This window comes from Sandaracinobacteroides sp. (genome assembly GCF_057137845.1).
Window position 1 is genome coordinate 1 of the sequence record NZ_DBNHFX010000081.1, and the last position, 16,354, is coordinate 16,354.

29 protein-coding genes are annotated in these 16,354 nt (G+C 64.5%); 24 read left to right on the plus strand and 5 right to left on the minus strand.

Going from position 1 to position 16,354, the window contains the following annotated elements; all coding sequences use genetic code 11:
• The 24 genes from rplB to AC16JP_RS04100 form a co-directional block, all read left to right on the plus strand.
• The coding region (gene rplB, locus AC16JP_RS03985) for a 50S ribosomal protein L2 (protein ID WP_484339307.1) at nucleotides 1–530 on the plus strand (530 nt) is incomplete at its 5' end.
• 3 nt (nucleotides 531–533) lie between these two features.
• Nucleotides 534–797, plus strand: coding sequence for a 30S ribosomal protein S19 (rpsS, locus tag AC16JP_RS03990; protein ID WP_484339308.1), 264 nt, complete (start codon nucleotides 534–536; stop codon nucleotides 795–797).
• A gap of 7 nt (nucleotides 798–804) precedes the next feature.
• A complete protein-coding gene (gene rplV, locus AC16JP_RS03995; protein ID WP_484339309.1) occupies nucleotides 805–1,197 on the plus strand; it encodes a 50S ribosomal protein L22 in 393 nt (130 codons plus the stop codon).
• Nucleotide 1,198: 1 nt separating this feature from the next.
• The gene (rpsC, locus tag AC16JP_RS04000) at nucleotides 1,199–1,894 is read left to right on the plus strand and encodes a 30S ribosomal protein S3 (RefSeq protein ID WP_484339310.1); all 696 of its coding nucleotides are present in this window, start codon (nucleotides 1,199–1,201) and stop codon (nucleotides 1,892–1,894) included.
• 60 nt (nucleotides 1,895–1,954) lie between these two features.
• Nucleotides 1,955–2,377, plus strand: a complete 423-nt coding sequence (rplP, locus tag AC16JP_RS04005; protein WP_484339311.1) for a 50S ribosomal protein L16 — start codon at nucleotides 1,955–1,957, stop codon at nucleotides 2,375–2,377.
• A 3-nt stretch (nucleotides 2,378–2,380) separates the two neighbouring features.
• A complete protein-coding gene (gene rpmC, locus AC16JP_RS04010; protein ID WP_484339312.1) occupies nucleotides 2,381–2,587 on the plus strand; it encodes a 50S ribosomal protein L29 in 207 nt (68 codons plus the stop codon).
• 10 nt (nucleotides 2,588–2,597) lie between these two features.
• Nucleotides 2,598–2,861 (plus strand): 30S ribosomal protein S17, encoded by a 264-nt coding sequence (gene rpsQ / locus AC16JP_RS04015; protein WP_484339313.1) that lies wholly within the window; start codon nucleotides 2,598–2,600, stop codon nucleotides 2,859–2,861.
• A gap of 1 nt (nucleotide 2,862) precedes the next feature.
• Nucleotides 2,863–3,231 (plus strand): 50S ribosomal protein L14, encoded by a 369-nt coding sequence (rplN, locus tag AC16JP_RS04020; protein WP_484339314.1) that lies wholly within the window; start codon nucleotides 2,863–2,865, stop codon nucleotides 3,229–3,231.
• Nucleotides 3,231–3,551 carry a 50S ribosomal protein L24 gene (gene rplX, locus AC16JP_RS04025; RefSeq protein ID WP_484339315.1) on the plus strand — a complete coding sequence of 107 codons (321 nt, stop codon included), beginning with the start codon at nucleotides 3,231–3,233 and terminating at the stop codon, nucleotides 3,549–3,551. The genes rplN and rplX overlap by 1 nt, the downstream gene beginning before the upstream one ends.
• Nucleotides 3,544–4,131, plus strand: a complete 588-nt coding sequence (gene rplE / locus AC16JP_RS04030; protein WP_484339316.1) for a 50S ribosomal protein L5 — start codon at nucleotides 3,544–3,546, stop codon at nucleotides 4,129–4,131. The genes rplX and rplE overlap by 8 nt, the downstream gene beginning before the upstream one ends.
• 19 nt (nucleotides 4,132–4,150) lie before the next feature.
• Nucleotides 4,151–4,456, plus strand: coding sequence for a 30S ribosomal protein S14 (rpsN, locus tag AC16JP_RS04035; protein ID WP_484339317.1), 306 nt, complete (start codon nucleotides 4,151–4,153; stop codon nucleotides 4,454–4,456).
• A 12-nt stretch (nucleotides 4,457–4,468) separates the two neighbouring features.
• Nucleotides 4,469–4,867, plus strand: coding sequence for a 30S ribosomal protein S8 (rpsH, locus tag AC16JP_RS04040; protein ID WP_484339318.1), 399 nt, complete (start codon nucleotides 4,469–4,471; stop codon nucleotides 4,865–4,867).
• Between the two features lie 2 nt (nucleotides 4,868–4,869).
• Complete coding sequence (gene rplF / locus AC16JP_RS04045; RefSeq protein ID WP_484339319.1) at nucleotides 4,870–5,403, plus strand: 50S ribosomal protein L6; 534 nt, start codon at nucleotides 4,870–4,872, stop codon at nucleotides 5,401–5,403.
• Nucleotides 5,403–5,756, plus strand: coding sequence for a 50S ribosomal protein L18 (gene rplR, locus AC16JP_RS04050; protein ID WP_484339320.1), 354 nt, complete (start codon nucleotides 5,403–5,405; stop codon nucleotides 5,754–5,756). Before rplF ends, rplR begins: the two co-directional genes overlap by 1 nt.
• Before the next feature lie 2 nt (nucleotides 5,757–5,758).
• On the plus strand, nucleotides 5,759–6,466 hold the full coding sequence (gene rpsE / locus AC16JP_RS04055) for a 30S ribosomal protein S5 (RefSeq protein ID WP_484339321.1): 708 nt from the start codon (nucleotides 5,759–5,761) through the stop codon (nucleotides 6,464–6,466).
• Nucleotides 6,467–6,478: 12 nt separating this feature from the next.
• Complete coding sequence (gene rpmD, locus AC16JP_RS04060) at nucleotides 6,479–6,679, plus strand: 50S ribosomal protein L30 (RefSeq protein ID WP_484339322.1); 201 nt, start codon at nucleotides 6,479–6,481, stop codon at nucleotides 6,677–6,679.
• Between the two features lie 65 nt (nucleotides 6,680–6,744).
• Nucleotides 6,745–7,224: a 50S ribosomal protein L15 gene (gene rplO / locus AC16JP_RS04065; protein ID WP_484339323.1), complete on the plus strand. Its 480-nt coding sequence runs from the start codon at nucleotides 6,745–6,747 to the stop codon at nucleotides 7,222–7,224.
• A 109-nt stretch (nucleotides 7,225–7,333) separates the two neighbouring features.
• Complete coding sequence (gene secY, locus AC16JP_RS04070) at nucleotides 7,334–8,686, plus strand: preprotein translocase subunit SecY (protein ID WP_484339324.1); 1,353 nt, start codon at nucleotides 7,334–7,336, stop codon at nucleotides 8,684–8,686.
• A gap of 20 nt (nucleotides 8,687–8,706) precedes the next feature.
• Complete coding sequence (locus AC16JP_RS04075; protein ID WP_484339325.1) at nucleotides 8,707–9,357, plus strand: adenylate kinase; 651 nt, start codon at nucleotides 8,707–8,709, stop codon at nucleotides 9,355–9,357.
• 230 nt (nucleotides 9,358–9,587) lie between these two features.
• The gene (gene rpsM / locus AC16JP_RS04080) at nucleotides 9,588–9,956 is read left to right on the plus strand and encodes a 30S ribosomal protein S13 (RefSeq protein ID WP_484339326.1); all 369 of its coding nucleotides are present in this window, start codon (nucleotides 9,588–9,590) and stop codon (nucleotides 9,954–9,956) included.
• Nucleotides 9,956–10,345 (plus strand): 30S ribosomal protein S11, encoded by a 390-nt coding sequence (rpsK, locus tag AC16JP_RS04085; RefSeq protein WP_484339327.1) that lies wholly within the window; start codon nucleotides 9,956–9,958, stop codon nucleotides 10,343–10,345. The genes rpsM and rpsK overlap by 1 nt, the downstream gene beginning before the upstream one ends.
• A gap of 126 nt (nucleotides 10,346–10,471) precedes the next feature.
• Nucleotides 10,472–11,527 (plus strand): DNA-directed RNA polymerase subunit alpha, encoded by a 1,056-nt coding sequence (locus AC16JP_RS04090; RefSeq protein ID WP_484339328.1) that lies wholly within the window; start codon nucleotides 10,472–10,474, stop codon nucleotides 11,525–11,527.
• Nucleotides 11,528–11,640: 113 nt separating this feature from the next.
• On the plus strand, nucleotides 11,641–12,057 hold the full coding sequence (rplQ, locus tag AC16JP_RS04095; protein ID WP_484339329.1) for a 50S ribosomal protein L17: 417 nt from the start codon (nucleotides 11,641–11,643) through the stop codon (nucleotides 12,055–12,057).
• Between the two features lie 143 nt (nucleotides 12,058–12,200).
• Nucleotides 12,201–12,704 carry a flavin reductase family protein gene (locus tag AC16JP_RS04100; RefSeq protein WP_484339330.1) on the plus strand — a complete coding sequence of 168 codons (504 nt, stop codon included), beginning with the start codon at nucleotides 12,201–12,203 and terminating at the stop codon, nucleotides 12,702–12,704.
• Nucleotides 12,705–12,746: 42 nt separating this feature from the next.
• Here AC16JP_RS04100 and AC16JP_RS04105 read toward each other — a convergent pair whose 3' ends face one another.
• From AC16JP_RS04105 to AC16JP_RS04125, 5 genes are all read right to left on the minus strand, one after another.
• Complete coding sequence (locus AC16JP_RS04105) at nucleotides 12,747–13,043, minus strand: hypothetical protein (RefSeq protein WP_484339331.1); 297 nt, start codon at nucleotides 13,041–13,043, stop codon at nucleotides 12,747–12,749.
• Nucleotides 13,044–13,101: 58 nt separating this feature from the next.
• Nucleotides 13,102–13,917, minus strand: coding sequence for a universal stress protein (locus AC16JP_RS04110; protein ID WP_484339332.1), 816 nt, complete (start codon nucleotides 13,915–13,917; stop codon nucleotides 13,102–13,104).
• Nucleotides 13,918–14,002: 85 nt separating this feature from the next.
• On the minus strand, nucleotides 14,003–15,295 hold the full coding sequence (gene fahA / locus AC16JP_RS04115) for a fumarylacetoacetase (protein WP_484339333.1): 1,293 nt from the start codon (nucleotides 15,293–15,295) through the stop codon (nucleotides 14,003–14,005).
• Nucleotides 15,292–16,110: an ABC transporter ATP-binding protein gene (locus AC16JP_RS04120; protein WP_484339334.1), complete on the minus strand. Its 819-nt coding sequence runs from the start codon at nucleotides 16,108–16,110 to the stop codon at nucleotides 15,292–15,294. The genes fahA and AC16JP_RS04120 overlap by 4 nt, the downstream gene beginning before the upstream one ends.
• Nucleotides 16,104–16,354, minus strand: a 251-nt coding sequence (locus tag AC16JP_RS04125) for an iron chelate uptake ABC transporter family permease subunit (RefSeq protein ID WP_484339335.1), incomplete at its 5' end; no start/stop codon positions are given. The genes AC16JP_RS04125 and AC16JP_RS04120, both read right to left, overlap by 7 nt.

Consider the following 16,354-nt stretch of genomic DNA (forward strand, 5'->3'; position numbering starts at 1 on the left):
ACATTCTTGCTCCGCAACGGCTCGCGCCGGGCGACCAGGTGGTCGCCGGCAAGAAGGTCGACGTGAAGCCAGGCAATGCGATGGAGATCGGGCAGATGCCGGTCGGCACCATCGTCCACAACGTCGAACTGAAGCCCGGCAAGGGTGGGCAGCTCGCCCGTGCCGCCGGCACCTTCATCCAGGTCGTTGGCCGTGACCGCGGCATGGTCATCATCCGGCTCAACTCGGGCGAGCAGCGTTATGTGCGCTCGGAGTGCATGGCGACGGTCGGTGCGGTGTCCAACCCGGACAACTCGAACCAGAACCTCGCCAAGGCTGGCCGCAACCGCTGGCTCGGCATCCGCCCGCTTACGCGTGGTGTTGCCAAGAACCCGGTCGACCACCCGCATGGCGGTGGTGAAGGCCGGACCTCTGGTGGTCGCCATCCGGTGACGCCGTGGGGCAAGCCGACGAAGGGGGCCAAGACCCGGTCGAACAAGGCGACGGACAAGATGATCATCCGTTCGCGGCACGCGAAGAAGAAGAGGTAAGCGATGGCACGTTCCGTCTGGAAGGGCCCGTTCGTAGAACTGAGCCTGCTGAAGAAGGTGGAAGCCGGTGCCCGCGGGCCGATCAAGACCTGGTCGCGCCGCTCCACCATCCTGCCGCAGTTCGTTGGCCACACGTTCAACGTGTACAACGGCAAGAAGTTCGTGCCGGTGTCGGTGTCGGAAGAAATGGTCGGCATGAAGCTGGGCGAGTTTGCGCCGACGCGCACTTTCCCCGGTCACGCGGCCGACAAGAAGTCGAAGAGGTAGGCCCGAGATGTCGAAACCAGTAGCACCCCGCAAGGTGGGTGAGCGCGAGGCGCTCGCCGTTGCGACAACCGTGCGTGGCAGCCCCTACAAGCTGAACCTCGTCGCCGGTCTGATCCGTGGCAAGAACGCCGAAGAAGCCGTGAACGCGCTGACCTTCTCGTCGAAGGCGATGGCCGTTGACGTGAAGAAGTGCCTGCAGTCGGCGATCGCCAACGCGGAAAACAACCACAATCTGGATGTCGACCGGCTGTGGGTGAAGGAAGCTTCGGTAGGCAAGTCGATTTCCATGAAGCGGTTTGCGACCCGTGCGCGCGGTCGTTCGTCGCGGATCGTGAAGCCGTTCTCGCGGCTTCGGATCGTGGTGCAGGAACGTGACGTGACGGAAGGGCAGGACGCGTAATATGGGTCAGAAATCCTCTCCCGTCGGGCTTCGCCTGCAAATCAACCGGACATGGGACAGCCGCTGGTATGCCGCTGGCGACGACTATGGCCGATTGCTGCTCGAAGACCTGAAGATCCGCCAGTATGTGCTGAAGACGCACCCGCAGGCGGCGATCTCGAAGGTGGTGATCGAGCGTCCGGCGAAGCTCTGCCGCGTTTCGATCTATGCTGCCCGTCCCGGTGTGATCATCGGCAAGAAGGGCGCCGACATCGAGAAGCTGAAGCAGGCGATCGGCCGGATGACGAAGAGCGAAGTCTCGCTCAACATCGTCGAAATCCGCAAACCGGAAATCGATGCCCGCCTCATCGCGCAAGGCATTGCCGACCAGCTCGAACGCCGCGTTGCGTTCCGCCGGGCGATGAAGCGCGCGGTGCAGTCGGCCCAGCGGCTTGGCGCCGAAGGCATCAAGATAACCTGCGGCGGCCGTCTCGGCGGCGCCGAGATTGCGCGATCGGAAACCTATCGCGAAGGCAAGGTGCCGCTGCACACGCTGCGCGCCAACGTCGATTATGCCGAAGCCCAGGCCCACACGGCCTACGGCGTCTGCGGGATCAAGGTCTGGGTGTACAAGGGCGAGATCCTTGGCCACGACCCGATGGCGCAGGATCGGCTGATGATGGAATCCCAAACGTCGGGCGTGCGGCCCGCCCGATAAGCGACGCTTCATAAGCGTCGCCTTATCGGGGGCTCATTCCCTGTCTGAAGGCGAAAGAAAATGCTGCAACCCAAACGGACAAAGTTCCGCAAGGCCTTCAAGGGCCGCATTCACGGCGATGCCAAGGGCGGAACCGCGCTGAACTTCGGCGCCTTCGGCCTGAAGGCCCTCGCGCCGGAACGCATTACCGCGCGCCAGATCGAGAGCGCGCGCCGCGCAATCACCCGCCACATGAAGCGCCAGGGGCGTTTGTGGATCCGTATCTTCCCGGACGTGCCGGTGTCGTCGAAGCCCGCCGAAGTGCGGATGGGCTCGGGCAAGGGCTCGCCGGAATATTGGGCCGCGCGGGTGAAGCCGGGCCGCATCATGTTCGAGATCGACGGTGTGAGCCACGAAGTGGCCGCAGGCGCCTTTGAACGCGCCGCTGCCAAGCTTCCCATCAAGGTGAAGATGGTGACCCGCCTCGGCGAGAAGAAGGACTAAGCCATGGCCAAGCCAGACTATAAGCAGAGCTCGGACGCGGACCTTGCCGGCGATCTGTCGGCGCTGAAGCGCGAACAGCTCAATCTGCGCTTCCAGGCGGCGACCAACCAACTGGAAAAGCCGAGCCGGGTGCGCGAAGTGCGCCGGAGCATCGCGCGCATCCAGACCGAACAGAACGCCCGCGCCAACGCGCAGGCGGCGAAGGCGTAAGGAGGAAACCATGCCCAAGCGCGTGCTGCAGGGGACGGTGGTCTCCGACAAGACGGACAAGACGGTGGTGGTGCTGGTGGAGCGCAAGGTTGCGCACCCGCTGTATGGCAAGATCATCCGTCGTTCGAAGAAGTATCATGCCCACGATGAAGCCAACGCCATGCGTGAAGGCGACATCGTTCGCATCGAGGAATGTGCGCCGGTCTCGAAGCTGAAGACGTGGCGCGTGATCGGCAAGGTCGACGCGACCAGCGCCGACGGAAAGGCGGCCTGACATGATTCAGATGCAGACCAGGCTCGATGTCGCGGACAATTCGGGCGCACGTGAAGTGATGTGCATCAAGGTGCTGGGCGGCTCCAAGCGGCGCTTTGCCGGCGTCGGCGATGTGATCGTCGTTTCGGTGAAGGATGCGGCTCCCAAGGGCCGGGTGAAGAAGGGGGACGTGCATCGCGCTGTCGTCGTTCGCACCGCCAAGGACATCCGTCGCCCGGACGGTTCGGTGATCCGCTTCGACGGCAATGCCGCCGTGCTGATCAACAAGAACGAAGAGCCGATCGGAACCCGTATCTTCGGCCCAGTCGTGCGTGAACTGCGCTCGACCGGCCACATGAAGATCATTTCGCTCGCGCCGGAGGTGCTGTGATGTCGATGGCGAAGATCAGGAAGGGTGACCGCGTCATCGTTCTTGCCGGCAAGGACAAGGGCCGGGAAGGCGATGTGGTGAAGTCGCTGCCGAAGGAAGGCAAGGTCGTCGTGGCCGGCGTCAACATGATCGCCCGGCACACCAAGCCGACCCAGGCCGACCCCGAGGGCGGTATCCAGCGGCGAGAAGCTGCGATCGATGTTTCGAACGTCGCTATCCGCGATCCGAAAACGGGCAAACCCGCCCGTGTCGGCTTCGAGGTGCGTGACGGCAAGAAGGTTCGGGTCCTGAAGGGCTCGGGTGAGGTGCTCAATGGCTGAACAGCGTGTGAAGCCGCGGATGCAGAAGCTCTATGAGGAGCGCATCAAGGCGGCGATGACCGAGCAGTTCGGGTATCAGAACCCGATGCAGGTTCCGAAGATCGAGAAGATCGTGATCAACATGGGCGTCGGTGAAGCGACCCAGGACAAGAAGAAGGTCGAGGTTGCAGCCGCCGAAATGATGGCGATTGCCGGCCAGAAGCCTGTCGTGACCCGGGCGAAGAAGTCGATCGCGCAGTTCAAGCTGCGTGAAGGCATGCCGATCGGCTGCAAGGTCACCCTGCGCAGTGATCGCATGTTCGAGTTCCTCGATCGCCTGATCACCATCGCCCTGCCGCGCGTGAAGGACTTCCGGGGCGTGAACCCGAAGAGCTTCGACGGCCGTGGCAACTATGCGATGGGCCTGAAGGAACAGATCGTGTTCCCGGAAGTGTCGTACGACAAGATCGACAAGATCCGCGGAATGGACATCATCATTACCACCACCGCCGGAACCGACGACGAGGCGCGCGCGCTTCTGCGTCATTTCGGAATGCCGTTCGTTGGCGACGCCGAAGCGCGCCAACAGGCAGCGGCCTGAGACGGGGGGAACTTAAGTCATGGCGAAACTGAGTTCTGTGAACAAGAACGAGCGTCGGAAGGCGCTGGTGAAGCAGTATGCGGCGAAGTTCGAGAAGCTGAAGGCGATCGCGAACGATGAAAGCCGCGACGAAGGCGAGCGCCTGATGGCGCGCCTGAAGATGGCGGAACTGCCGCGCAACGCGAACCCGACGCGGGTGCGCAACCGTTGCGAGCTGACCGGGCGCAGCCGCGCCTATTACCGCAAGTTCAAGCTCTCGCGAGTGATGCTTCGGGAACTGGCCAACAAGGGCCTGATCCCCGGCGTTACGAAGTCGAGCTGGTAAGGGCTGGCTGATATGAATATGACCGATCCCTTGGGTGATATGCTCACCCGCATTCGCAACGGCCAGTCTGCCCGCAAGGACAGTGTGCTGACCCCGGCGTCCCGCCTGCGCGCGAGCGTGCTCGATGTGCTGCAGCGGGAAGGCTACATCCGTGGCTATTCCGCCGAGGAAACCGGTGGGCCGACGCCGACCATCCGTATCGAGCTGAAGTATTTCGAAGGCCAGCCGGCGATCCAGCACGTCTCGCGCGTGTCGAAGCCGGGCCGTCGGGTCTATGCCGGTGCACAGGAGCTGCCGCGGGTCAAGAACGGCCTCGGTATCACCATCGTTTCGACGCCGAGGGGCGTTCTCTCTGACGCGGAAGCGCGCCACGAGAACGTCGGCGGCGAAGTCCTCTGCCAGGTGTTCTGATCATGAGCCGCATCGGTAAGAAGCCCGTATCCATTCCTGCCGGCGTGCAGGCATCGATCAACGGCGGAATCATCGAGGTGAAGGGCCCCAAGGGGGCACTCTCCATGCCGCTCGTCGACGACATCGCCTACGCGATCGAAGGCGGCGAGATCCGCGTCAACCCGGCGAACGACACCCGCCGCGCCCGTGCCTTCTGGGGCATGCAGCGCACGATGGTCTCGAACCTGGTTGTCGGCGTCTCGGACGGTTTCACCAAGATCCTCGAGATCACCGGCGTCGGTTACCGTGCGTCGGTGCAGGGGAAGGTGCTGAAGCTGCAACTTGGTTACAGCCACGACGTCGAGTATGCGATCCCCGAAGGGATCACCATCAAGACGCCGGACCAGACCACCGTCGAAATCAGCGGTTCCAGCCGGCAGCAGGTCGGGCAGGTCGCCGCAGAGATCCGGCGCTGGCGCAAGCCCGAGCCTTACAAGGGCAAGGGTATCAAGTACCGCGGCGAGTTCATCTTCCGCAAGGAAGGGAAGAAGAAGTAATGGTGAAGCATCTCTCCCTCTTCGAAGCCCGCCGGCGCCGCGTGCGCACGGTGCTTCGTGCCCGCGCCGGCGGCAAGCCGCGGCTTTCGGTGCATCGTTCGGGCCAGCACATTTATGCGCAGGTGATCGACGATTCCGCCGGCCGCACGCTGGCCGCCGCTTCGACGCTCGAAAAGGACTTTTCGGGAACCGGCGCGACTGTCTCCGCCGCAGCGAGCGTCGGCAAGCTGCTGGCCGAGCGCGCAAAGGCTGCCGGCGTCTCCAAGGTCGTGTTCGACCGTGGCGGCTTCCTGTTTCATGGCCGTGTGAAGGCGCTGGCCGATGCCGCCCGTGAGGGCGGACTGGAGTTCTGAAGATGGCTGACGAAGTTATCGAAACCGAAGTGCCGGCCGCAGCCGGTGGCCAGGAAGAACGTCGTGGTCGTGGCCGTGGCGGCGGCGCCGGGCGTGGCCGTGGCGGCGAACGCGGCGGACGTGATGGCGATCGGCGCCGTCGGGAGCCGCGCGCGGCCGACGGCGAAGAAGGCCAGGAACTGATCGAGAAGCTGGTGCACATTAACCGCGTCTCGAAGACCGTGAAGGGCGGCAAGCGCTTCGGCTTTGCAGCGCTTGTGGTCGTCGGCGACGGCAAGGGCCGTGTCGGCTTCGGTCATGGCAAGGCGCGTGAAGTGCCGGAAGCCATTTCCAAGGCGACCGCCGCCGCCAAGAAGGCGATGGTTCGCGTGCCGCTGCGTGAAGGCCGTACCCTGCACCACGACGGCTTCGGCCATTTCGGTGCCGGCAAGGTGCACGTCCGGTCGGCTACGCCCGGAACCGGCATCATCGCCGGTGGTCCGATGCGGGCAGTCTTCGAAAGCCTCGGCGTTGCCGACGTGGTTTCGAAGTCGACCGGATCGAACAACCCCTACAACATGGTGCGTGCGACGTTTGCCGCGCTCGAAGGCCAGACCTCGCCAAGGTCGGTTGCCCAGCGGCGCGGCAAGAAGGTTGCCGACCTGCTGGCGCGTCGTGGCGATATCTCGCCGGCGCAGGCGCAGGCCGACGCCGACGCAGTAGTCGCCTGAGGAGACTGAGCAATGGCTGCCAAGAAGAAGGCTGAAGCCGCGACGATCAAGGTGACGCAGACCGGCTCGCCGATCCGCCGCACCAAGGACCAGCGCGCGACGCTGGTCGGGCTGGGGCTTAACAAGATCAACCGGACGCGTGAATTGCAGGACACCCCCGAGGTGCGCGGCATGATCGCCAAGGTGAAGCATATGGTGAAGGTGGAAGGCTGAGCCTTTCACTTGCCCCGGTTCTGCCGGGGAAATGGCGCGAAACAAGCGAAAGCGAGTGCAATAACATGAAACTGAACGATATTCGTGACAATGCCGGTGCCCGCAAGGGCCGGGTGCGTGTGGGCCGTGGTATTGGTTCCGGCGTTGGCAAGACCAGCGGTCGCGGCCAGAAGGGCCAGACCAGCCGCTCGGGCGTTTCCATCTTCGGCTTCGAAGGCGGGCAGATGCCGCTGCACATGCGGCTGCCGAAGCGCGGCTTCAACAAGCCGAACCGGCGCGAGTATAGCGAAGTCAACATCGGCGCCCTCCAGCGGGCAGTCGACGCCGGCCGCCTCGATGCGAAGGCCGTGGTCGATCTGGCGGCGCTGCAGGCGGCCGGCCTCGTCACGCAGCCCAAGGATGGCGTCCGCCTTCTTGGCAAGGGCGAACTGAAGGCAAAGCTCGACATCCATGTCGCAGGTGTCACCAAGTCGGCGCAGGCGGCCGTCGAAGCCGCCGGCGGCAAGGTGACGCTGCCTGCCGTGAAGGCTGCAGCAGAAGCCTGAGCCCCGTTTGCGGGCCGTCGGGCTTCCCTTGTGCGGGCGCAGCGCCTACATCAGCCCACTGATGTGGCGCCGCCCGGTCCTTCGGCACCGCCCCTGTTAGGATGAGACGATGGCGACTGCCGCCGATAAAGCTGCCCAAAGCCTGAGCTTCGCCAATTTTTCCAAGGCGGCAGATCTCAAGAAGCGCCTGTGGTTCACCGTGGGCGCTCTTGTCGTGTTCCGGCTGTGTTCGTTCGTGCCGCTGCCGGGGATCGACCCGCAGGCGCTGTCGCAACTGTTCCGGCAGACCTCGGGCGGCATGCTCGATTTCGTCAACATGTTCTCGGGCGGCGCACTCGAGCGGATGTCGATCATTGCGCTCGGCATCATGCCCTACATCACCGCCTCGATCGTGGTGCAGCTCATGGGCTCGATCTACGAGCCATGGAAGGCGCTGAAGAAGGAAGGCGAGAGCGGTCGCAAGAAGCTGAACCAGTATACGCGGTTCGGCACTGTGGCGCTGACCATCTTCCAAGGCTATGGCATCGCCGTCGGGCTGGAAAGCTGGGGCGCATCGTCCGGCATGTCGGCCGTGATCGATCCGGGCTGGTTCTTCCGCATTTCGACGATCATCACCCTGCTTGGCGGCACGATGTTCCTGATGTGGCTGGGCGAGCAGATCACCAGTCGTGGCATCGGCAACGGCATTTCGCTGATCATCATGGCGGGCATTGTCGCGCAGGTGCCGACGGCGATCGGCGGCCTGCTTGAACAGGGTCGCACCGGCGCCGTGTCGGCGGGCTTCATCCTGATCATCGTAATCATGGCGCTGGCTGTCGTTGCGGTGATCTGCCTGATGGAAACCGCGCAGCGCCGCATTCCGATCCAGTATCCGAAGCGACAGGTCGGCAACCGGCTGTTCCAGGGCGACAGTTCGCACCTGCCGCTGAAGCTGAACACCGCGAACGTCATCCCACCGATCTTTGCATCGTCGGTGCTGCTGCTGCCGCTTACCATCGCACAATTCCTCGGGCAGGAAGGCGGCCCGGAATGGATGCTGACGGTGACCACCGCGCTACAGCACGGCGCGCCGCTTTACATGCTGCTGTATGCCGCCGGGATCATCTTCTTCAGCTTCTTCTACACGGCCGTGGTCTTCAACCCGGAAGAAACCGCCGACAACCTGAAGCGCTATGGCGGCTTCGTTCCGGGCATCCGCCCCGGCGAAAAGACGGCGATCTATCTGGATTATGTGCTGACCCGGATCACGGTGGTGGGCGCTGCCTACCTGACGCTGGTCTGTCTGCTGCCGGAATTCCTGATCGCGCGGATGGCGGTGCCGTTTTATCTGGGCGGAACCTCGCTGCTGATCGTCGTCAACGTGACGATCGACACTGTGGCGCAGATTCAGGGCCACCTGCTGGCGCACCAGTATGAAGGCCTGATCAAGAAAGCGAAACTGAAGACCGGAGGGCGGCGTTGACGACATCTGGGGCGGGGGCCGTGAACATTATTCTGCTGGGTCCTCCGGGGGCGGGCAAGGGAACGCAGGCGCAAAAGCTGGTAGCCGAGCGCGGCATGGTCCAGCTCTCGACGGGCGATATCCTGCGCGCAGCCGTTAAGGCCGGCACCGAAGTCGGGCGCATGGCCGATGAAATCATGAAGGCCGGGAAGCTGTTCCCGGACGAACTGATGGCCGAGATTCTGGGCGAGCATCTGGATGGCATTCCGCTGGAGAAGGGCGTCATTTTCGATGGCTACCCGCGCACACCAAGGCAGGCCGAGCTGCTGGATCAACTGCTGGAGGCGCGCGGCCGCCGACTGGGTTATGTGATCGAACTGGCCGTCGACGAGGACGCGCTGGTCGACCGCATCACCGGCCGCTACACCTGTGCCGCTTGCGGCGAAGGCTATCATGATCGGCACAAGCAGCCGCGTGTTGCCGGTGTCTGCGATCGCTGTGGCGGGACGGAGTTCCGTCGTCGGCCCGACGACAATGCGGAAACGGTGCGCACGCGCATGGCCGAATATCGTGGCAAGACGGCGCCTATCCTGCCGATCTATGCTGCGCGGGGGCTGCTGCGCCAGGTGGACGGCATGGCCGACATGGACAGCGTCAGCCGGGCGATCTCCGCGATTCTGGACGGGCGCTGACCAAGTCAGCCGTGTTGCTGGAATCATGGTTGACAGAAGCAGATTCCGGCGCTGCGGCACTTGACAATGGCGGGCGGGGCCGATAGCCACGCTGCTTCCGATTCCCGCGCGCACGGAGCTTTTTGCCACCGGACTTGTCCGGCAAGGCGGCTGCTTTGTGTGGGGCGGTGTTCGGCACGCAACGAGATGGGGTGCCCGGCCCAAGGCGCCCTGTGGAGCAGGAGTAGTTTGTGGCACGTATCGCAGGGGTGAACATCCCCACCAACAAGCGCGTCGAGATCGCGCTGACCTATATTCATGGCATCGGGCGCACGCGCGCCAAGGAAATCACGACCAAGCTCGGCTTCCCGGCCGAACGCCGCGTGCAGGACCTTACGGACGCCGAAATTCTGCAGATCCGCGAAACCATCGATCGCGATTATGTCGTCGAAGGCGACCTTCGTCGTGATACGGCGATGAGCATCAAGCGCCTGATGGATCTGGCCTGCTACCGTGGCCTGCGGCACCGCAAGGGCCTGCCCGTTCGCGGCCAGCGCACCCACACCAACGCCCGCACCCGCAAGGGTAAGGCCAAGCCGATCGCAGGGAAGAAGAAGTAATGGCACGCGCACCCGAAAGGCTGAAGCGCCGCGAGCGCAAGAACATCTCGGCAGGCGTCGCGCATGTGAACGCCAGCTTCAACAACACCATGATCACCATCACCGACGCGCAGGGCAACGCGATTGCCTGGTCGTCGGCAGGCACCATGGGCTTCAAGGGCAGCCGCAAGTCGACGCCTTATGCGGCGCAGGTTGCTGCCGAGGACGCCGGCAAGAAGGCGGCGGAACATGGCGTCCGCACTCTCGAAGTCGAGGTGAAGGGGCCGGGTTCCGGACGCGAGTCCGCCCTGCGCGCGCTTCAGGCGGTGGGTTTCCAGATCACGTCCATCCGCGATGTGACTTCGATCCCGCACAACGGTGTGCGGCCGCCGAAGCGCCGTCGGGTCTGACGATGGGTTGCCGGGCTGGCCGCGATGGCCCGTCCGGCAGGCACGCCATGCGGTGTGCCGATGTAGGCACGAAACTGGCGGCGCGCCCGAGACCGGTCGAGGGCAAGCCGCAATGGTAGAGGTGAAATGAACGTGTCAGCAGCCTATGCGAAGAACTGGCAGGAACTGAAGAAGCCGAACGCGCTGGTCGTGAAGCCCGGCACGAATCCTGCACGGCAGGTGTTCGTGGCCGAGCCGCTCGAGCGTGGTTACGGCCTCACCCTTGGCAACGCGCTGCGGCGGGTGCTGCTGTCGAGCCTGCAGGGCGCGGCGGTGACCGCGATCCGCATCGACGGAGCGTTGCACGAGTTTTCGTCGTTGGCGGGCGTCCGTGAGGATGTCACCGACATTGTGCTCAATGTGAAGCAGATCGTCGTCAAGATGCAGGGCGACCAGCCCAAGCGCCTGATGCTTTCGGCGTCCGGCCCCGGCGAAGTGACCGCCGGCCAGATCACGGTGACGGGCGATATCGAGATCTCCAATCCCGATCTGGTGATCTGCACGCTGGACGAAGGCGCGACCTTGAACATGGAACTGACGGTGCAGGCCGGCAAGGGCTATGTGCCGGCAGCGCAGAACCGCCCTGCAGATGCGCCCATCGGCCTGATTCCGGTCGATGCGCTGTATTCGCCGGTGCGTCAGGTGGCCTACAAGGTCGACCCGACCCGCGTCGGACAGGATCTTGATTATGACCGCCTGTCGCTGACGGTTGAAACCGACGGTTCGATGACGGCCGACGATGCGGTCGCCTATGCGGCGCGCATTCTGCAGGACCAGTTGCAACTGTTCATCAACTTCGACGAGCCGGCAGCCCGCCCGGTTGCGCAGGCGCCTGTCGTCGGCGCGCCTGCGGACGAGCCGACCGACGTGTCGATGAACCGCAACCTGCTGAAGAAGGTCGACGAGCTGGAATTGTCGGTGCGTTCGGCGAACTGCCTGAAGAACGACAACATCATCTACATCGGTGATCTTGTGCAGAAGAGTGAGCCGGAGATGCTGCGGACTCCGAACTTCGGCCGCAAGTCGTTGAACGAAATCAAGGAAGTCCTGGCAGCAATGGGTCTGCGGCTTGGGATGGACATCCCCGGATGGCCGCCCGAGAACATCGAGGATCTGGCAAAGCGCCTCGAACAGGAATTCTGAGACTGACGAACGGGGCGGCGCTGGCGCTGCCCCGGAACGCCCGGTGCGCTTCGGGCCAATGAAGCGCGGACTGGGGTACCTTGGACGGCCCCTTTACGAACGGAGAATGGAAAATGCGTCATAAGGTTGCACATCGCAAACTCGGCCGGACTACCGAACATCGCATGGCGATGCTGAAGAACATGTCGGCCAGCCTTATCAAGCACGAACAGATTACGACGACACTGCCGAAGGCAAAGGAGCTGCGCCCCTATGTCGAGAAGCTGGTGACGCTTGCCAAGAAGGGCGGCCTTTCCAATCGCCGTCTGGCGCACGCCCGGCTGCAGGACGACGCGCAACTGGTGAAGCTGTTCGACGTGATTGCGCCGCGCTACGCCAACCGCCAGGGCGGTTATGTGCGGGTGCTGAAGGCCGGTTTCCGCGCGTCCGATCAGGCGGCGATGGCGGTCATTGAATTCGTCGAGCGCGACGTCAGCGCCAAGGGGCAGGATTCCGGCCCGGTGGTGGCGGCAGAAGCCGACGCAGCCTGATTTTTTACAAGGGTTGGACAGGGCGGGCGCGGCTTCGGCTGCGCCCGCCCTTTTTTTGCGCGGTGCTACCCCTTGCAGCATTCCGCTGAAACGGAAACAATGACTCTTCAGTTTGATCGGGCAGGCAGGAAAGGCAGGGCGCCATGGAAGATGCAGATCGAAAGACCGCGCTCAGGGCGATTCCCTATGGGATCTATGTGATGACGGCCAAGGGGCCGGACGGGGATTTGCATGCCTCGACCGTCAACTGGGTGACACAGACTGCCTTTGTGCCACCTCTTGTGGCGATTGGGGTGAAGGTCGATTCCGGGATTTACGCGGCAACCCGCGCCAGCGGCCGCTTCGTGTTGAACATGCTGGGCAAGGGCCAGCAGGGCGTTGCCTTTACCTTCTTCAAGCAGGCGAAAGACGAGGGTGGACTGATTTCAGGCGAGCCGTATCACGCGGGAGAGAACGGCGCACCAGTGCTGGACAATGCGTTCGTGGCGGTCGAGTGCCACGTGGTGCAGGTGGTCGAGATCGGCGACCACCACGTTATTCTGGGGCAGGTCGACAAGGCCCACGTCCAACACGCGCCGGAAGGTCGGCCGGATGCGGCAATCCTCGAGATGCGTGATCTGGGCGATCACATCTTCTACGGCGGCTAGGTGCAGTGCGGGGCGCGCCCATGCGCCCCCGCCTGCTGACGATCAGGCCAGACGCTCTTTCACCTTGGCGGTGAATTCGGCGTCAGTCAGGATGCCGGCGCTATGGGCGTCGGCAAGCTTGCGCAGCGCGTTGGCCAGTTCGCCGCCTGTTGCCGCAGGGGTGGCTTGCGCTGGCGCAGCAGCAGCCATCTGTTCCGCGTGCGCCAGTTCGGCTGCGTGCATCTTCGCCTGCTGTTTCGCTGCCGAGTTTCCGGCAACGGTGGTTGCCGTCTTGGTGATGATGGCGGTCCGTGCCGCGGTTCCGGCCGCACGGCCAAGCAGTCCTCTCGATCGCACCATTTCATTCTCCTCCGTTTGATCGCGTCGACCCGTGTTGCGTGGTGCCGGCGGCTGGTTTTCAGTGCGCCATCAGCAGCGGGACTTCGCTGACGCCGAGCAGGCGACGGGTGACGCCGCCCATCAGGAATTCCATCGCCCGGCTGCGGCCATAGCCACCCATCACCAACAGCCCCGAGCCGAGTTCGCGTGCGGTCGCCAGCAGCGTGTCCGAGGTGGAACGGCCGGACGCGTTGCGTTCGTGCAGATCCGCCTTCACGCCATGCCGCGACAGATAGGCAGCGACGGCCATTGGCGGAAAATCGCCGCCGCCGGTTGGGTCGACGGTCAGGATGTCGACGCGCGGTGCCTTTTGCAGCAGCGGTATCGCGCGTTTCACGGCATGCGCGGCTTCCTTGGTAGGTTTCCATGCCAGCAGCACCGGCTTTTCGAATTCCAGCCTGGCGTGTGCGTGCGGCACCGCCAGAACCGGCGCGTCGGCATGAGTGACGACGGCCGACAGCGCGTGACCGAGTTCCCGGTTGTTCTGCGGCGGCAGCGTCATCACGATCGCGTCGGCCAGGAGCGAACGGTCGACCAGTGTCTGCCTCGGTTCGCCCATGGCTTCGGCGAAGCTGAATGGCACACCCTCGCCGTCGAGGCGGGCGGTCAGTGCGTCGCGCTCTGCCTCGGCGAGCTTGGCTTCATCTTCCATCAACTGCACGACCATTGCGGCGCTGCCGGCAAAACCGGCCGCATCCGCGCCGAGGAACGCCGGCACCCGCCTTGTCTGCAGGCATTCGAGATGGCCGTTGACATAACGCGCCAGATCGAGCGCGCCTTGCAGCCGGGATTCAAAATGTTCGTCGTCGCCGACGTGGAGCAGAATCGACTTCATCGCGACCTCCTGTTGCCAATATGGAGCCTAGCCCATGAAAAGCCATATTGAAAACACTGTCTTGATCTTGGTCAAGTGCCTGCTGTCAATCGATGATCTCGCCCGAACATTCCCCGAAGCCGATTGAAGCGAATCCGGGCGCGGCGGCAACGGCTGCGATACGCACCACGTCGCCCGCTGCAAGGAACCGGCGCTGCTCTCCGTTCGCGAGCGTGATCGGCTTTCTGCCGGCCTGCGTCAGTTCTAGGAGCGACCCTTCGGTTCCGTCGGCCTCGCCGGAAATGGTGCCGGTGCCGAACAGATCTCCGGGGCGGAGGTTGCAGCCGCCGGCGCTGTGATGCGCAACCATCTGCTGGACGGTCCACCAGAGGTCGGCGGAGTTCGCCTGTGCCAGCCGGGCTTCGGGAAGGCCGGCGTCGCGCATGGCGCGGGTTTGCAGGAACACCTCCAGCGACAGCCGCAACCCGCCGAACGCCTGATCGTCTGCGTTGCGCAGATATGGCAGCAGGGTGGGATCGTCGGCACCGCGAGGCATGGCGGGACCGCGAAACGGCGCCATCGCTTCCGGCGTGATGATCCACGGGCTGATCGTGGTGGCGAAGTTCTTCGCCAGAAACGGCCCCAGCGGCTGCGATTCCCACGCCTGCACGTCGCGCGCCGACCAGTCGTTCAACAGGCAGAATCCGGCGATCTGTTCGTGCGCATCGGCAATCGCGACCGGCGTGCCCTGCTGGTTGCCCGGCCCCATCCAGACCCCCAGTTCCAGCTCGAAGTCGAGCCACTGGCAGGGACCGAACTGCGGGCCGTTCTCTCCCGGTGATTGCCCGTGCGGACGGCGGATCGGGGTGCCCGAAGGCACGACCGAGGACGCCCGCCCGTGATAGCCGATCGGCATGTGCCGGTAATTGGGCGGCAGCGGCGCGTCCGGGCGGAACAGGCGCCCGGCCTTGGTTGCGTGATGGATGCCGGCGAAAAAGTCGGTGTAGTCGCCGATTTCGCACGGCATGTGCATGTCGGCGTGCGCAGCCGGCACCAGAAAGGGCTGCGCGGCCTGCGCCTTGCCGGGATCGGTCAGCAGATCGAACAGTGCATGGCGCACGGCGACACGCGCTTCACGGCCAAGCGCCAGCAGTTCGTTCAGCCGTTCGGAGCACAGGTCTGCCAGCCAGTCGAGGCCCGGCAGCAGGCCCGCCCCGGCCGCGCCGGCAAGATCGAACACATGGTTGCCGATCGCGACGCCTGTGCGGGGGCCGGAGTCGCCGTCGGAGAACAGCCCCAGCGGCAGGTTCTGCACCGGGAACATGGGGTGGCCATCGGCGCCCTCCACCCAGCATCGGGCCTTTGCGTCGTGGGTATGGTCTGGCGTCCACCAGGTCATGGCCTGTCTCCGGTCATGGTTGTTCCGTCCGATCGATCCTGGCCATCCGCCACTCGATCGAGCGGCACAAGAATGCGCGATCCTGGTGGCCCGAAATGCGCTGTCACACCATAGACCCGGCCTAGGTTTTCTGCCGTCAGCACCTGATCGGGCGCACCGTCGGCAACCAGCGCGCCGTGGTCCAGCAGCAGGATGCGGTCGCAGGTGCGATAGGCGAGGCCAAGATCGTGCAGCACCGCCACCACCAGCGCGCCGCGCCGGGCTTCGTCGCGCAGGATGTCCATTCCGGCGATCTGGTGGGCAGGATCTAGGCTTGCCAGCGGCTCGTCCACCAGCAGCACCGGCGCCTCGACCGCCAGTGCGCGGGCAAGCAAAGCCCGCGCGCGTTCGCCGCCCGACAGTTCCGTCGCCGTGCGCCGGGCAAGGTCGGCGATGTCGGTGCGCTGCATCGCCCGCTCGATCGCGGCGCGGTCGGCGTCGGTGATGCGGGAAAGCGGGGCAAGATGGGGCAACCGGCCAAGGCCCACCAATCGCTCGACGCTGAGCGGCCAGTGCAGCGTCTGCCCCTGCGGCAGGAACGACAGTATCCGCGCGAGCCCGTCGCGCGACCAGGCCGGGATCGGGCGGCCATCCAGCCGCACATCGCCCTCGTGCCTGAGCAGCCCGGCAAGGGCGCGCATCATCGTCGATTTTCCAGCGCCGTTCGGGCCGAGGATGCCGACCAGTTGCCCGCCGCCGAGCGTTACCGTCACGTCGCGCAGCGCCTTGCGGCCACCGAGCGACACCGAAAGAGCGGTGGCTTGCAGCTCTACCATAGCCGCCGTTCCCGCAGCAGGTGGGCGAGGAACACCGGCACGCCGAGGAAGGCAGTCACGACGCCCAGCTTCAGTTCTTCGGGTGTCGGCAGAACGCGCACCAGAACGTCGCTCAGTGTCAGCAGGGCGGCCCCGGCGACGGCGCTGGGCCACAGGATCGCCGAAGGGCTGCGGTCGGTGAACGGGCGCACCAGATGCGGCACAACCAGCCCGACGAAGCCGATTGCCCCGGTTACGGCGACAG

Bases quoted from the DNA above. Each gene is read 5' to 3' on its own strand.
- rpsS (WP_484339308.1), top strand. From the start codon at position 534: ATGGCACGTTCCGTCTGGAAGGGCCCGTTCGTAGAACTGAGCCTGCTG.
- rplV (WP_484339309.1), top strand. From the start codon at position 805: ATGTCGAAACCAGTAGCACCCCGCAAGGTGGGTGAGCGCGAGGCGCTC.
- rpsC (WP_484339310.1), top strand. From the start codon at position 1,199: ATGGGTCAGAAATCCTCTCCCGTCGGGCTTCGCCTGCAAATCAACCGG.
- rplP (WP_484339311.1), top strand. From the start codon at position 1,955: ATGCTGCAACCCAAACGGACAAAGTTCCGCAAGGCCTTCAAGGGCCGC.
- rpmC (WP_484339312.1), top strand. From the start codon at position 2,381: ATGGCCAAGCCAGACTATAAGCAGAGCTCGGACGCGGACCTTGCCGGC.
- rpsQ (WP_484339313.1), top strand. From the start codon at position 2,598: ATGCCCAAGCGCGTGCTGCAGGGGACGGTGGTCTCCGACAAGACGGAC.
- rplN (WP_484339314.1), top strand. From the start codon at position 2,863: ATGATTCAGATGCAGACCAGGCTCGATGTCGCGGACAATTCGGGCGCA.
- rplX (WP_484339315.1), top strand. From the start codon at position 3,231: ATGTCGATGGCGAAGATCAGGAAGGGTGACCGCGTCATCGTTCTTGCC.
- rplE (WP_484339316.1), top strand. From the start codon at position 3,544: ATGGCTGAACAGCGTGTGAAGCCGCGGATGCAGAAGCTCTATGAGGAG.
- rpsN (WP_484339317.1), top strand. From the start codon at position 4,151: ATGGCGAAACTGAGTTCTGTGAACAAGAACGAGCGTCGGAAGGCGCTG.
- rpsH (WP_484339318.1), top strand. From the start codon at position 4,469: ATGAATATGACCGATCCCTTGGGTGATATGCTCACCCGCATTCGCAAC.
- rplF (WP_484339319.1), top strand. From the start codon at position 4,870: ATGAGCCGCATCGGTAAGAAGCCCGTATCCATTCCTGCCGGCGTGCAG.
- rplR (WP_484339320.1), top strand. From the start codon at position 5,403: ATGGTGAAGCATCTCTCCCTCTTCGAAGCCCGCCGGCGCCGCGTGCGC.
- rpsE (WP_484339321.1), top strand. From the start codon at position 5,759: ATGGCTGACGAAGTTATCGAAACCGAAGTGCCGGCCGCAGCCGGTGGC.
- rpmD (WP_484339322.1), top strand. From the start codon at position 6,479: ATGGCTGCCAAGAAGAAGGCTGAAGCCGCGACGATCAAGGTGACGCAG.
- rplO (WP_484339323.1), top strand. From the start codon at position 6,745: ATGAAACTGAACGATATTCGTGACAATGCCGGTGCCCGCAAGGGCCGG.
- secY (WP_484339324.1), top strand. From the start codon at position 7,334: ATGGCGACTGCCGCCGATAAAGCTGCCCAAAGCCTGAGCTTCGCCAAT.
- rpsK (WP_484339327.1), top strand. From the start codon at position 9,956: ATGGCACGCGCACCCGAAAGGCTGAAGCGCCGCGAGCGCAAGAACATC.
- AC16JP_RS04090 (WP_484339328.1), top strand. From the start codon at position 10,472: ATGAACGTGTCAGCAGCCTATGCGAAGAACTGGCAGGAACTGAAGAAG.
- rplQ (WP_484339329.1), top strand. From the start codon at position 11,641: ATGCGTCATAAGGTTGCACATCGCAAACTCGGCCGGACTACCGAACAT.
- AC16JP_RS04100 (WP_484339330.1), top strand. From the start codon at position 12,201: ATGGAAGATGCAGATCGAAAGACCGCGCTCAGGGCGATTCCCTATGGG.
- AC16JP_RS04105 (WP_484339331.1), bottom strand. From the start codon at position 13,043: ATGGTGCGATCGAGAGGACTGCTTGGCCGTGCGGCCGGAACCGCGGCA.
- AC16JP_RS04110 (WP_484339332.1), bottom strand. From the start codon at position 13,917: ATGAAGTCGATTCTGCTCCACGTCGGCGACGACGAACATTTTGAATCC.
- fahA (WP_484339333.1), bottom strand. From the start codon at position 15,295: ATGACCTGGTGGACGCCAGACCATACCCACGACGCAAAGGCCCGATGC.
- AC16JP_RS04120 (WP_484339334.1), bottom strand. From the start codon at position 16,110: ATGGTAGAGCTGCAAGCCACCGCTCTTTCGGTGTCGCTCGGTGGCCGC.